The organism is Clostridium sp. 1001271st1 H5 (genome assembly GCF_005845215.1).
Lineage (GTDB): Bacteria > Bacillota > Clostridia > Lachnospirales > Lachnospiraceae > Enterocloster.
The window spans coordinates 33,775-48,342 of sequence record NZ_SPHO01000023.1 but is presented as its reverse complement, the minus strand read 5'-3'; the positions used below and the strand labels follow the sequence as shown (position 1 = coordinate 48,342).

General features: G+C 52.0%; 10 protein-coding genes. 1 reads left to right on the top strand and 9 read right to left on the bottom strand.

Going from position 1 to position 14,568, the window contains the following annotated elements; all coding sequences use genetic code 11:
- Window positions 1–18 precede the first annotated feature (18 nt).
- Genes FGS84_RS25420 through dctP form a run of 3 tightly spaced genes read right to left on the bottom strand, consistent with a single transcriptional unit; the run spans window position 19 to window position 3,059 of the window.
- Entirely contained in the window at window positions 19–1,293 is a 1,275-nt protein-coding gene (locus FGS84_RS25420) for a TRAP transporter large permease (RefSeq protein ID WP_138311043.1), read from the bottom strand.
- Entirely contained in the window at window positions 1,293–1,880 is a 588-nt protein-coding gene (locus tag FGS84_RS25415; RefSeq protein WP_138311042.1) for a TRAP transporter small permease, read from the bottom strand. The genes FGS84_RS25420 and FGS84_RS25415 overlap by 1 nt, the downstream gene beginning before the upstream one ends.
- Before the next feature lie 24 nt (window positions 1,881–1,904).
- The gene (gene dctP / locus FGS84_RS25410) at window positions 1,905–3,059 is read right to left on the bottom strand and encodes a TRAP transporter substrate-binding protein (protein WP_138311041.1); all 1,155 of its coding nucleotides are present in this window, start codon (window positions 3,057–3,059) and stop codon (window positions 1,905–1,907) included.
- Window positions 3,060–3,280: 221 nt separating this feature from the next.
- On the opposite strand from dctP, the gene FGS84_RS25405 reads away from it, so the two are divergent.
- A complete protein-coding gene (locus FGS84_RS25405) occupies window positions 3,281–4,171 on the top strand; it encodes a LysR family transcriptional regulator (protein ID WP_138311040.1) in 891 nt (296 codons plus the stop codon).
- A gap of 193 nt (window positions 4,172–4,364) precedes the next feature.
- Here FGS84_RS25405 and hydA read toward each other — a convergent pair whose 3' ends face one another.
- From hydA to ssnA, 6 genes are all read right to left on the bottom strand, one after another.
- On the bottom strand, window positions 4,365–5,747 hold the full coding sequence (hydA, locus tag FGS84_RS25400; RefSeq protein ID WP_138311039.1) for a dihydropyrimidinase: 1,383 nt from the start codon (window positions 5,745–5,747) through the stop codon (window positions 4,365–4,367).
- Window positions 5,748–5,820: 73 nt separating this feature from the next.
- Complete coding sequence (locus FGS84_RS25395; protein ID WP_138311038.1) at window positions 5,821–6,360, bottom strand: GNAT family N-acetyltransferase; 540 nt, start codon at window positions 6,358–6,360, stop codon at window positions 5,821–5,823.
- A gap of 73 nt (window positions 6,361–6,433) precedes the next feature.
- The gene (gene xdh / locus FGS84_RS25390) at window positions 6,434–9,016 is read right to left on the bottom strand and encodes a selenium-dependent xanthine dehydrogenase (RefSeq protein WP_138311037.1); all 2,583 of its coding nucleotides are present in this window, start codon (window positions 9,014–9,016) and stop codon (window positions 6,434–6,436) included.
- A 16-nt stretch (window positions 9,017–9,032) separates the two neighbouring features.
- On the bottom strand, window positions 9,033–9,578 hold the full coding sequence (locus tag FGS84_RS25385) for a 4Fe-4S binding protein (protein WP_138311036.1): 546 nt from the start codon (window positions 9,576–9,578) through the stop codon (window positions 9,033–9,035).
- A gap of 121 nt (window positions 9,579–9,699) precedes the next feature.
- Entirely contained in the window at window positions 9,700–12,684 is a 2,985-nt protein-coding gene (gene ygfK, locus FGS84_RS25380; RefSeq protein WP_138311035.1) for a putative selenate reductase subunit YgfK, read from the bottom strand.
- A gap of 244 nt (window positions 12,685–12,928) precedes the next feature.
- Window positions 12,929–14,260 (bottom strand): putative aminohydrolase SsnA, encoded by a 1,332-nt coding sequence (gene ssnA, locus FGS84_RS25375; RefSeq protein WP_138311034.1) that lies wholly within the window; start codon window positions 14,258–14,260, stop codon window positions 12,929–12,931.
- Window positions 14,261–14,568 lie beyond the last annotated feature (308 nt).

Here is a 14,568-nt window from a genome sequence, read left to right as displayed (position 1 = left end):
AAGGCAGGATATCCGGCATCATACCCGGCCAAGCAGGAGCAGTGAAATCGCCGGCACGAATGCCACTACGAAGAATGCGCCAATCAGACCGAGCAGCAAGGGCATCTCTGCTTTGGTAATCTTGTCGATGCTGATGCCTGTAAGGGACGAACCCACGAACAGGTTGATGGCCACAGGCGGCGTCACAAATGCGATGGCAAGGGCTAAATCCAGCACAATGCCAAAGTGAATCGGGTCGCATCCCACCTGGGTAACAACCGACAAAAGGGTGGGAGCCAGAATGATAATGGCTGGTGTGGTCTGTATGAACATTCCCACAAGGAACATGATGATAAAAATCATGAACATGACCACATAATAATTGCTGGATATGCCGAACATAAAATCCGCTATGGTCTGGTTGATATTCAGGTAAGCAAACACAGAGCCCGTGGCCTTCGCTGGACACATAATGAACATGGTGCCCGCTATGAATGCGGCATTGTCCCGGAATACGGCCCAAAGCTTCTCAACTTTCAACTCCCTGTATACCACAAAGCCTATGAAGATACCATATACAACAGCCACTACCGCTGCCTCGGTTGCGGTAAAGAATCCGCCGTAGATTCCTCCCAGTATGATGACCGGCATGACTAAGGCCCATTTGGCATCCCACCAGGCGCTGAGTGCCGACTTAATGCGGAAACGTTTCTCTCCCTTCAGCTTATGCTTTTTACAGTATCCGTAATTGATAAGAATAAGGATTCCACCCACCACACAAGACGGCAGAAGGCCCGCAATGAACAGGTCCCCCACGGACTGGTTACAGGTAACGCCATACAGAACCAGGGGATAGCTGGGCGGCACGATAACGCCGAGCCCGCCGGCACAGCAGGCAAGGGCGGTCGCATAATATTTGTTATAACCTTCCTGGACCATCATGGGTATCATGATGGCTCCAATGGCAGCCACGGTAGCCGGTGCGGAACCTGAAACCGCGCCAAAGAACATACATGCTATGACAGTAACCATACCCAGGGAACCCGTGACGCCGCCTATGATAGAATTGGCCGCATTCACCAGCCGTCTGGACAGGCCGCCTGTCTCCATAATGGTTCCTGATATCATGAAGAACGGAAGCGCCAGATTGGTGAAGCTTGCAACGCCGCCATAGGTTGTCTGCGCAATAAAGGAGCTGGTGGTAACCGGGTCAATATGAATCAGTACAAACATACTGATGAACATGGCCACCGCAATCGGCACTCCCAGAAACATGAGGCCGAACATTACAAGAAACATAATACCTGTAGCCACTATTGCATCCCTCCTTTCACTGCAGACGCCTCTTTTGCAGCCCTCTTTTCCAGATAAATCCGTTCGCATTCATCCAGGTCCATTGCAGGCTTGGAAGCGCCAAGATTGGCCTCGTTTTCATGTATAAGCTTAACTGTATCCTGTACAATTCTCACCACGCTCAGCACCAGGCCTATGGGAATGATAGAATACACCATCTGCTGGGGAAGTCTCAGAAGCGTGGTCTGGCTGTTCCCAAGTCTCCCGATGATTGTCATCACCACATACAGCAGGTATATGTCAAAAGCCGCAAAAACCCCATTTGAGATAACAAGCATTCCCTTTTTGACTCTGAACGGAACCATCTCCAGCACAAAATCAATGCACAGATGCTTTCTCTTTGTTACAGCTGCCGACATGGCAAACCATATCATCCAGACAAATGCAATGGTGGCAACCTCTTCCACCCATGCAAAGGAATGCTTAAGTGCATAGCGGCAGAATACATTTGCAAACAGCAGGACTGTAAGGCCTATGAACAAAACAGCAGATATGTACAGTTCTATGTTATCCAGAAACGTTTTCAAGTGGAACTTTCCATCTTTCATACGATACCCTCCGTTTAATCCTGCTTATTTATTCGCCTGATAATCCATGACAAAATCAACCAGTTTATTGTACGCCTCCGAACCCATCTGTTCCTCCACCTGCGGCCATACTGACTTGGCTACGTCCTGGAACACCTTAAGCTCATCTGTTGTCAGTTCCACAACCGTTGTACCTTTTGACTGCATTTCATCAAAGAATCCGTCAGACAAATTTTCTGTCAGGGAGCGGACATACATTTCTGTTTCTTTCCAGAGCTCCTGGAGGAACACCTTGTCTTCCTCTGACAACGTATCCCAAAACACCGGGCTGGCAGCCATGATGGTAGTTGTAAAGTTATGGTTTGTCTTCATGCAGTAACTCTGCATCTCATAAAGTTTTGAGGAGACGATATTGGACGGCGGATTTTCCTGGGCATCCACCAGTTTCTGCTGAAGGGCGGTATACAGCTCCGCATAGGGAACGGGAGTAACACTGGCGCCAAAGGCTTCCCAGCAGTTCATCTGGATTGGGTCCACCATGGTGCGGATTTTCACACCTTTTAAGTCTGCAGGAGCGTGAATTTCCTTGTTGGCCGTGAGCTGGCGGAAGCCAATATCCAGATGGGCCAGGGGTATGCATTTTGTATCAGCCTGGGCACGCTGGTCCCATTCCTGACGTATCTGCGAATCCAGGACCGCATAAGCATCGTCGTAATCCATATACAGATATGGAATATTCAGCCCAGCATAGGCCGGTGTATAATCTGCCCAGGAACCGCAGTTCAGCATGAACATCTCGTATGCGCCGTTCTGCGCGCCGCCAATGTATTCCTGGGTGGACGAAGCCAGCTGTCCGTCCGTGAATATCTGGGTGGTGATGCGGCCGCCGCTGCGTTCTTCAATCTGTTTGCAGAAATAAATCATTCCCTTTCCGGTCTGGCTGATTCCCTCTCCGGCAACGTCCCCTGCCGATGAATTGGTGGCAAAACGGATTTTAAAAGACGCCCCCTGGGTGTGGTCCACACCGCCCGGGCTTCCGGTCCCGTCACCGCCTTTCTTTTCGGCAGCAGCTCCGTCAGACGAAGCCGCTGCTGCTGGCGCCGTGGCACTTGTGGCATTTGAGTTTCCGCAAGCCGCTAACGGCAGAAGCATTGCGGCTGAAACCATGGCTGCAATCACTTTCTTCATTGTTTTTTTCATTCTTGTTCCTCCTTTTTTATAAAAATGTGATTCCCGTTGCTGTTTCCTAATATTTGTCCAATCACTCCCCCACCTGCTTGAATCCATTCATAATTTAATCTATAATTAAGGTACACTTGAGTATATTTACTGATTTATCTAATATAATTCAACCATATTTATGCAATTATTACTAATTACTTTTTTTTAACGATTAATAACTTTTGGAAATGGGAGGGCGTATGAATTACCAACATCTGGAATACTTTCTAAAGGCCGCTGAATACCAGCACTACACGCGCGCCGCTGAACATCTGCATATCACACAGCCTACTCTTACAAAGGCTATACTTGGGATTGAAGAAGAGATTGGCGCCCCGCTATTCATGAAACGGGGCCGGAACATAGAACTGACAAAATACGGAAGTATCTTTTTTGATTATGCAAAACGTTCCCTGGAAGAAATCAACCATGGAATATCCGCTGTAAAGCATCAGGTCAACAGCGACCTGAATACGGTTGACCTATCTGCCCTATGCTCCATCAATACCACGTTTCTGCCGAGGAAAAGCGCTCAATTCCAACTTGCTTATCCCGATTGCAGCCTGAATATAACCTTTAAATATACCACAGCCATCATCAAGGATGTGCTCAATTATACCAGTACCCTTGGTTTATGCGGAGAGTTTGACAATGAATCCGAGTATGCCAGCCTGGAAAAAATCCTTCTTTATACGGAACCAGTAAAATTTGTCATAAGCAGAGTGCATCCCCTGGCATGCAGAAAACTGGTAGAGCCCAAGGAACTGAAAAACGAACCCTTTGCTGTCTACAACGTAAGCACCAACGGCACCAACCGCCTGCTCTATGAAATATGCGAAGGAGCAGGTTTCAGGCCGAAAACCCTTACAGCTGCTTATAATGATTACGGATTGATTAATGAGGTTATTTCCAACCAATGCATCTCCATTGTTTCCCGCACTTTTTATAAGCAGTTCAGAAGCTTAGGCTTTACGGAGCTTCACCTTGCTACCAATGTTCCCCTAATCCAGAGAATATATCTGACATGGGTCAGGGATGCAGCGCTTTCTCCGCTGGCAAAGGGATTCCGCGAGATTCTTCTGAGCAAATGAACACAAAACACACTCCGCCCCCGCTGACCAAACAATGCAGTGGTTGTTTGGAATCGCAAAAGATATACAGAAAATACAAATAAACCAGCAGCCATGCCCCATATCAGAGAACATGACTGCTGGTTTTATTTGTAAGTCCTTTACCATCCGATTTTTATATTTTCATCTGTACCAGGAGAATATCATCTGCTGCCTACAGCCCATACTTCCCGCGCTTCACAAACTTCCCTGCCTTTTCCACCACCACCTGATGGTCCTTCACCACCTGGGTACCCCGCAGGAACACGCTCTCTATACGGGCCGTCAGCTTCCTTCCCTCAAATGGAGCATAGTCCACATTCTGCACCTGGTCCGCTGCCGCAACCCTGTCCTCCACGCCGGTTCGCATAACAACGATATCCGCGTCGCTTCCCGGGGCAATAACTCCCTTTTCAGGATACATTCCATAGAGCTTGGCAGGATTTTCCGACAGCAGCTGGCACATCTTTTCCCTGGTAATCCTTCCCGCGTCCACGCCATAGGTGTAGAGAAGCGTTCCCCTTGTCTCAACTCCGGGCATGCCTCCCGGAATCCTGGTAAAATCATCCTTCCCCAGTGCCTTCTGCTCAGTGGTAAAGCTGCAGTGGTCCGTGGACACGGTCTGGATGGTTCCGTCCGCCAGGGCCTTCCACAGGCAGGCGCTGTCCTCCTTTTTCCTCAGAGGCGGAGCGCATACATACTTGGCCCCTTCCATGCCGGGAAGGCCGTACAGGCTGTCATCCATAAGCAGGTACTGGGGACAGGTCTCCGCATATACCTTCTGGCCCCTTTTCCTGGCTTCCATGATTACGTCATAGCCCTCACGGCAGGTAAGATGCACCACAATCACAGGGATATCCACCACCTCAGCCAGCCTCAGCAGCCTGTCAATGGCCTCGGCCTCGGCCGCAGCGGGCCGGGTGGCTGGGTGGCTCTCCACGCCCATCCTTCCGGCAGCCTTTGCCTCTGCCTGAAGGGCGGCTATCATGCCGCTGTTCTCACAGTGGACCCCGGTGATTCCACCTACCTCCTTAAGCCTGCGCAGGATTTCAAAGATAGTCTTGTCGTCTACCTGGGTATCGTATGTCATGTACAGCTTAAAGGAGGTGATTCCCTCTTCCATCATGTCGTTAAGCTCCCTGCTGACCGATGGGTTCCAGTCCGATATGGACATGTGAAATCCATAATCACAGGAACACTTGCCGTCCGCCTTTTCATGCCAGTTCCTGAGTCCGTCCGCCAGGCTCTCCCCTTCATACTGGGTCCCGAAGTCCACGATGGTGGTGGTGCCTCCCCTGACAGCCGCCCTGGTTCCCGTGGCAAAATCATCTGCCGTAACCGTTCCGGCCACATGGAGGTCAAAATGGGTGTGGGCGTCGATGAAGCCCGGAAAGAGCAGGCAGCCCTCCACATCCACAATCTGTGTATCCTCATCCGCCAGGCGCTCCATTTCCCCACTGGTTCCCACTGCCGCCACCTTTTCCCCGTCAATGAGCACATCCGCCCGGACACTGCCGCTTCCGCCAACAACGGTTCCGCCTTTTAATACCTTCTTCATATATATCACTCTCCTGTTCTGTTTCTCTCTGTCAATCTAACCATATGTTCCGGCCTATTTCCCTTTTTCCCTGTCACCTGTGGGCATCCGCCGCCATAGCCTCCAGCCGTTCCCCGTCAATCCGGTACACGGTCCAGTCGCTCATGGCCTGGGCTCCCATTCCCAGATAAAAGTCAATGCTGGGTTTATTCCAGTCCAGGCACCACCACTCCAGACGTCCGCAGCCCCGTTTAACCGCAATGGCTGCCAGCTGGTTTAAAAAGGCGGTGCCGAAGCCGCGGCCCCTGTACCCGGGGCGCACATACAGGTCCTCCAGATAAATGCCGGCCCTTCCCAAAAAGGTGGAGAAATTATGGAAGAACAGCGCAAATCCAACTGTCTCCCCGTCCTTCATTCCCAGAATCACCTCTGCCTTTTCCTTCTCAAACAGCCACTGGTTCAGCAGCTCCTCTGTAGCCACCACCTGGTTAAGCATTCCCTCGTAATCAGCCAGTTCCTTTATAAACCTGAGAATCATGGGTATATCCTGAGGCGCTGCAAACCGGAATTCAATGGCCCTGTCCGTACCTTCATGTTTCATCCCACGCCCTGTTCCGCCAAGGGTGTTGTCCATGATGTCATCTCCTTATGTGGAACAAGCGAAAAGCAGGTGGACTGCCTTTCGCCGTTCATTTCCAGTGTTATGTTTATTTTTTCTTTGAATAATACGTGTCGTCCATGGGGAGCGTTGTCCTCAGCACATGGTCCTTTGCGTAATAAGCTCCCTGTGCCGCCGGGGCAGTTGGTATGGTGGCAATCTCCCCGATTCCCTTTGCACCGTAGGCAAAGGGCAGCAGTTCTTCCTTCTCCACATAAATTGCATGGATATCCGGAATCTGGGTGGAGCGCATCAGTCCCAGGGTGCCGTATTTTGCCTGGGGAACGCCGTTCTTTAACGGGAAGTCCTCGGTCAGGGCATAGCCCAGTCCCATGAGCACGCCGCCCTCAATCTGGCCCTGGATGGAAATGGGGTTCACTACCTTTCCGGAGTCATGGGCAGCATACACTTCCTTTACCCTTCCGTCGTCGTCCAACACCACCACATGGGTTGCAAATCCGTAGGCCACATGGCTCTTTGGATTGGGTACATCCGCGCCCAGCTTATCGGTGGGGTCAAAGAACTCCGCAAAGAACTCACGGCCTTCCAGCTGGCTTAAGTCCCCACCTGCTTCCTGCAGCGCTTCATTCAGATCAGCCGCAGCCATCCTGATTGCCTCGCCTGTAATCAGGGTCTGACGGGAACCGGATGTGGTTCCTGAATCAGGGGCCACCTCGGAATTGGCTCCCATATTCCTGACCAGTTCCCTCCCAAGGCCGGTTGCCTCGGCAACCATCTGCACAAATACGGTGGCGCATCCCTGACCGATATCGGAGGCAGCGCTGTACAATTCAATCTTTCCGTCATGGACAGCCAGCTTTGCCCGGCCCTTGTCAGGGAGGCCCACGCCCACGCCTGCGTTCTTCATGGCGCAGGCGATTCCGGCCCTGCCGGGATTGCTCTCATAGGCGTCCTTTACAGCCAGAAGGGTTTCCTTTAGGGCTGTGGAGCAGTCTGCAATCTGTCCGTTGGGAAGCACCTTTCCCGGTTCAATGGCATTGCGGTAGCGGATTTCCCATGGGGAAATACCCACCTTCTCCGCCAGAAGGTTGATGTTGGATTCCAGAGCGAACTCACTCTGGCATACACCAAAGCCGCGGAACGCGCCTGCCGGCGGATTATTGGTATAGTAACCAAATCCCCGGATATCCGTATTCTGATAGCAGTAAGGTCCTACGGAGTGGGTGCACGCCCTCTCAAGCACCGGTCCGCACAGGGACGCATAGGCGCCTGTATCAAAATAAATCTCACAATCCAATCCTGTAAAGATACCGTTCTCATCGCATCCAAGGGTAAAGGTGCCCTCCATGGCATGGCGTTTGGGATGGAAATTTAAGGATTCCTCCCTGGAGAATACCACCTTTACCGGCCTTCCCACCTTAAGGGCTGCAAGAGCTGCTATGTGCTGCGTGGAAACGTCCTCCTTGCCGCCGAAGCCGCCGCCTACCAGCTTGTTCTCCACCACCACACGGTCCGGGTCCCAGCCCAGCATGATGGAAATTTCCTTCCTGGTATCGTAGACCCCCTGGTCCGTGGAATATATTTTCACTCCATCCTTGTAAGGAAATGCAACTGCGCATTCCGGTTCCAGGAAAGCGTGCTCGGTAAAGGGCGTGCGGTAAGACTGTGTCACCACGTATTTGGAGTTCTCCAGGGCCTTCTTCGCATCCCCGCGGGTAACATGGCGGCTCTGGCACAAATTGCCCTTCTCATGGACCTTGGGCGCATCCTCTGCCATGGCCTCCCGGATGGAGCACACAGGCGTCAGCTCCTCATAGTCTATCTTCACCATCCTCTTTGCCTTCTCCAGGATGTCCCTGGACTCGGCAACCACCAGGCAGACGGCATCGCCCACACAGCGGGTAATCTCCCCTTTTGCAATCATTACATCCCAGTCCTGCTGGAGATGGCCTACCTTGTTGTTGGGGACATCCTGGGCCGTGAGCACGGCCAGCACCCCCGGAAGTGCCGCGGCCTTCTCATAATTGATATCCAGCACCCGCGCCCTGGGATATTTGGAACGGACAGCCGATGCATATACCATTCCCTCCATCTCCACGTCATCCGGGTACTCGCCGTAGCCCAGCACCTTTTCCCGCACATCCAGGCGGAATGCCCGCTTCCCTACGCCGTACTCATCTCCCTTTTCAAGGGACTCCTCAATTTTGGCATCCCCCCGCAGGATGGCTGCTGTAAGCTGGATGCCTTCAATGATTTTTTTATATCCGGTACAGCGGCAGATATTTCCCTTCAGGGCAACCTTGATTTCCTCCTCAGTGGGGTCCGGCACACGGTCAATCAATGCCTTTCCGGCCATCACCATGCCCGGTGTACAGAATCCGCACTGCACGGAGCCCATTGCCCCAAAGGCGTACACAAAGGCCTCCTTTTCAGCGTCGCTTAATCCCTCCGTGGTAATAATGTTCTTTCCCACCGCCCTTCTGGTGGTCAGGACACAGGACTTGACTGCCTTTCCATCCACCACAATGGTACATGTTCCGCAGGCTCCCTCACTGCATCCGTCCTTGACGGAATGAAGGTGAAGGTCGTCCCTCAGATAACGCAGAAGCGGTTTGTCCTCGCTGGTACAGCGTTCCACTCCATTCACTGTAAAACAATAGTTCTCTCCCATTTTATGCCTCCTGCCTCTACGCCTTTACTGTGAAAATGCCGTCGGCATCCAGTATGATTCCCCTTGGACATTTGACTGCACACATACCGCAGGCGATACACTTTGCTTCATCGATGACCGCGTGGTTATTTTCTATCCTGATTGCATCCGCCGGACAGTTCTTCACGCAGATACCGCAGGCAATGCAGCCCACGGAACATTCCTTCTTTGTCTGCACCCCTGCATCCTGGTTCACACATGCCGGGTAAACCGGATATTCCGGCGTGGTAATGCGTATCAGGCTCTGGGGACAGGCTTTTACGCACAGCCCGCAGCCCACACATTTGCCCCGGTCCACCTCTGCAACCCCAAAGCCGTTTATATGGATGGCATCCAGCTTACAGGCCGCCACACAGCTGCCCATACCCAGACATCCCCATTTACATTTCAGTATGCCTTCCGGATGCTCTGCCATAACCTGCCGGCAATCCCCTGTCAGGTCCTCCCGCAAAATGTCTGCCTCTGCATGACAGCCCCCAAAGCATTGCACCACAGCTACTTTTTTATTGCGCTTTTGTGCCATTTTGTTCTTCTCCTTTCATTATTCTCCAAAAAGAATAACGTTACTTTTTTAACAAACCTTTGCTAAAGGAGTCCCCACATTTTCATTGAGGACTCCTTTGTACGGCAATTCGCACATTTATCTACAGCATATATGAATAGTCGCTGATAACTGTCTTGATGATTTTACGGATGCCGTCCGGCACATCCTGGTTTTCGGAACCAACCGTGTAATCCATGACTTTGCCCTGAAGCCTTACCTTGCAGGCGCCGGCAGCTGCATCCAGTACCGTAAAGCCCTGGTTTTTGCTGTTTTCCATGTCTGCCTCATTGGCAAACAGGGTGAACTTGTCAAGATAAGGAGCGCTGTCCCACGGACAGAAGCTCTTACAGTTGCCGCACTCATTACACATATAGTCCACATGGATAATCTGATGCTTCTCCATGCCCGGAACCACCAGGGAAATATTTGCTCTGTTGGGGCATACCTCCACACAGTTCTCGCAGTAGCTGTTGCAGGATAAGCAGCGTGTGCTGTCAACAATCTGGTCATTCTCTTCAGCCAGCCTGCCCTTGCGTCCGTAGATGGCGTCAGCGTCAGAGAGCCTGAACAGGTCCTCTGCCAGAGCCTTTCCAACTATAGCCTCCGCCGCCATCTTGCCGTCCCTGATTCCTTCCACTACCGTGGCAGGACCGTAGAGACCGTCGCCGGCAACATATACGCCCTTCACAGAGGTTTCCAGTGTCTCCTGGTTCACCTGGGGACGCCTTCTGCTGTCCAGGGCAATGCCGCAGTTCTCGTAAAATGCGCCCGGCACCTTTTCACCCACAGCTGCAATCACAGTGTCGGCAGGCACCTCCACCACCTGGTCTGTCTCCACCACGCTGCGGCGTCCGCTGTCGTCAAGGTCGCCCAGCACCATCCTCTTACAGTACAGGACTCCCTGCTCCAGTTTCACGGGGGCCAGCAGTTCAGCAAATTCCACGCCGTCCTCCACAGCCATGACCAGTTCTTCCTCGTCCGCAGGCATGTAGCGCCTGGTTCTTCTGTATACCAGGGAAACCTTTTCCACACCGGCATTTCTCTTGGCAGCCCTGGCTGTATCCATGGCTGTGTTGCCGCCGCCGATGACAACCACGTTCTTTCCTAATTCCACCTTTCCGTCCGTTGCCTTGAACCGGGCCAGGAAATCCAGGGCGTTCATGGTATCCCCTGCCTCCAGCTTAAGCCTTCCCTGCTCGGATGCGCCCACTGCCAGGACAACATAATCGTAATCCTTCTTAAGCGCCTCTATGTCCGTGATTTCCCTGCCGTTTACCATTTCCACTCCCATGGCCGCCACCAGCTTCACGTCATTGTCAATGGCGCTGTCGCTGATACGGAAACCGGGAATCACATTGCGGACAACGCCGCCCATCTTATCTTCCTTCTCAAACAGGGTCACCTTCACGCCTCCCCTGGCCAGGAAATAAGCTGCCGCCAGTCCTGCAGGGCCGCCGCCCACTACGGCTGCCTTCTTGTCAGAGGTGACTGCGGGAGCCTTGAGCTTTGCCATGACAGCATCAAATCCGCCTTCTGCCGCCTCCAGCTTGGTCCTGCGGATATCCACCGGGGACTCGTAGAAATTTCTGGTACACTTGCTCATACAGTTATGGGCGCAAATGGTTCCGGTAATAAATGGAAGCGGGTTCTTATTGAGAATGACCTCCAGTGCCTTCTCAAACTCGCCTGCTCCGGCCAGCTGCAGGTATCTGGTGATATCCTGATGGATGGGGCATCCTTCCTGGCAGGGAGCGATAAAGCAGTCTGTCAGCGGAACCGGCTTCCTGATTTTCCTGGAAGGAAGAGGCTTCACTGCCTTAACGTGATGCTTGTCGGACTTCACCGCCTCCACCAGACCGGTTACTTTGCCTGCATCCACGCCGTCAAAGGCAGCTGCTTCCCTGGCTGCAAACAGCTGTCCAATCTGCTCCAGTCTCTCATAGCCGCCCGGCTTTAACATGGTGGTAGCCATGGTCACCGGCCAGATACCTGCGTCCACGATATCCGTGATATTGAAGTAATCAGCACCGCCGGAATAGGAAATACGCAGCTTCCCGCCAAAGTCCTCAGCCAGTTTCCCGGCAACGGACATGGACAGGGGATAAAGGGACTTTCCGGACATGTACATCTCTTCGCTGGGCAGCTCGTTCTGCTTTACATCCACCGGGAAGGTGTTGGTAATCTTTACGCCGAATTCCAGGCCCTTCTCATCTGCCAGGGCCTGCAGCCTCTGGAGCATGGGAACAGCGTCTGAGTACTGTAAGTCATCCTTAAAGTGGAAATCGCCAAAGGCAACATAATCATAGCCCATATCGTCCATGATTTTCCTTGCATACTCATATCCAAGAAGGGTTGGGTTGCATTTAATGAATGTATGTACTTTCTTCTCCTCAATCAGGTATCTGGCGATGCGCTCAATCTCCTGCGGAGGACATCCGTGAAGGGTGGAAAGGGTTGCGCAGTTGCACACCTCTGGTGAAATGGCTTCCACATCCTCCTTTGATACCTTTTCAAAGCGGTCCAGATTGTCTAAAAGCCACTGCCTGCACTCTTTGAAAATGGCGGTATCAGAGGCATCCTTCATGCCCTCGATGAAGCGGTCAATCTTCTCTGTTTTGATTCCCTCCAGGTCGTATCCGACGGACATGTTGAACTGGAAGCCGTCAGGACTGCCCAGGCCGTATTCCTTCGCCAGCACCTTGCAGGCAAACCATGCCTTCACATACTCGTCAAATGCCTGGGGCACATAAAGCTCTGTGGACCACTCGCAGTTGTAGCACTCGTCGTCAGCCTTGATACATGGCTTGGATACGGGAAGGTCCTCGCCGTCCAGCTTCTGTACGGTCTTAAGTTCGAAGAAACGGCTGCCTGCAACGTAGGAAGCCACGATATTCTGGGTCAGCTGGGTATGGGGTCCTGCTGCGGGTCCAAAGGGAGTTTCCAGCTTACGGCCAAAAATCTCGTAGGTTTTGTCCGGGTCTGCAATGAATGGCCTCCTGATGCCGAATACAGCACCCTTTTTGTTCTCTTCGAGAATCCAGTTCATCAGTTTTCCAAATGGAATCGGGGTCATAATGTCGCTCATATTATTCTTATCCTCCTTTATAACCAGACCAGGTCCCAGCACCGGATACCGCGGACCATGTCCGCAGGTCCTCCATCCGGCTCAGCCGCCCGGGAGATACTATCATCCCGGGGTGCCAAATCCCGCCGCCCTGCAATCGGATATCACTTATAAATTATACATTGTGCCTGTATTGCTTATATATAGGAAAAGCCAGCCATCCCTGGAAGGCTTTTCCTGCTTCTGCCGGCTGCTGCCCCGGCAATTAACCGTTGATGGAATGGGCCAGCTTCTTTGCCTCTTCCCTTACCTCGTAAAGAATCTTCTCCTCGTCCATTCCCACAAGCTCCCTGTCCTTCATCAGAACCTTTCCGTTGCACACCGTGGTCACCACGCTTCTTCCGGTCATGCCGAACAGGATGTGGCCGTTGACATTGGAGGCGTCCATGGGCGTCAGCGGGATGTAGTCCGTGACAATCACATCAGCCGCAGCCCCTTCCTTCAATACGCCTAACTGCTTTCTGAAATAGCGGTTCGCAATCTTTGCATTGCCCTCAAAGAGCATCTGCGGAACCTCGCCCCAGGCTGCATTGGCATCGCAGAGGTGATGCTTGTGAAGAACATTGGCCACCTTAAAGGACTCTGTCATGTCGTGGGTGTAGCCGTCGGTTCCCAGACCGGTGAGAATGCCTCTGTGGACGATTTCCATGGTTGGAGGGCATCCGCATGCATTGCCCATATTGGACTCAGGGTTATGCACCACCATGGTGTCCGTATCCTTAATCAGCTGCATCTCATGGGGATTCACGTAAATACAGTGTGCCAGCAATGTCTTTTCCCCAAGAATACCGCAGTCCATAAGACGGTCCACGATTCTCTTGCCGTACTTCTTAAGGCAGTCATGAAGGTCCTCAATGCCCTCTGCAACGTGGATGTGGTATCCCACCTCAGCCGGCTTATTGGCTGCCGCCAGCTCCATCGTCTCATCTGAGATGGTGAACTGCGCATGCATACCCATCATACCGGCAATCATATCCGTATCATCTGCCAGCGCATGTTTAATCCAGGACGCATTCTCCATCACAGCCGCCCTTGCCTTATCCATGCCGTCCCTGTCGGAAACCTCATAGCAGAGACAGGTCCTGACGCCCATTTCCTTTGCAGCGTCCTCAATGGCAAATAAGGAATCCTTTATCTCGCCAAAGCTGGCGTGATGGTCAAATACAGTGGTGACTCCGTTCTTAATGGAATCCAGGTAAGTGGCCCTTGCGCTCTGGCGGGTCTGCTCGCACGTCAGATGGCGGTCAATGGTCCACCACATGCCGTCCAGAATATCCAGAAATCCCTTGGGGTCATATCCTTTTATGGAAAGACCTCTTGCCATGGCGCTGTAGATGTGCTCATGTGTGTTGATGAAGGCCGGCATGATGACGCCCCCCTTTGCGTCCACATATTCGGCGTCAGGGAACTCTTTTTTAATCTCTTCCAGCGTACCCACCTTCTTTATTGCGGTACCGTCCATTGCCACTGCCCCATTTTCAAAAAATGGCTGTTCTGGGTCTCTGGTAACCAGACGACCGTTCCCAATCACTAACATAACCTCTCTCCTTTTCTTTCTTTCATTTTATGATTTTATGTACCTGCTCTTGGATTTTGTCCTAAACACCATCCGGAATTCATAAACTCTAATAAGATAGAACAGGACTTCCTGTACCCCTATACTAACACCATACAAATCCATTTGCAAGCAGAAAATGCAAAAATTTTTAGATATTCAAAATTTTTTTGTAAAAACCTCTTGCAATTCCTTTTTTTTGTGCTATGATGGAATCATAAACAACGCATCACAACTTTGCGAAATGTTTATTGTACAAAGTCACCATAAACGGTAAGTCCCCGGCAGCA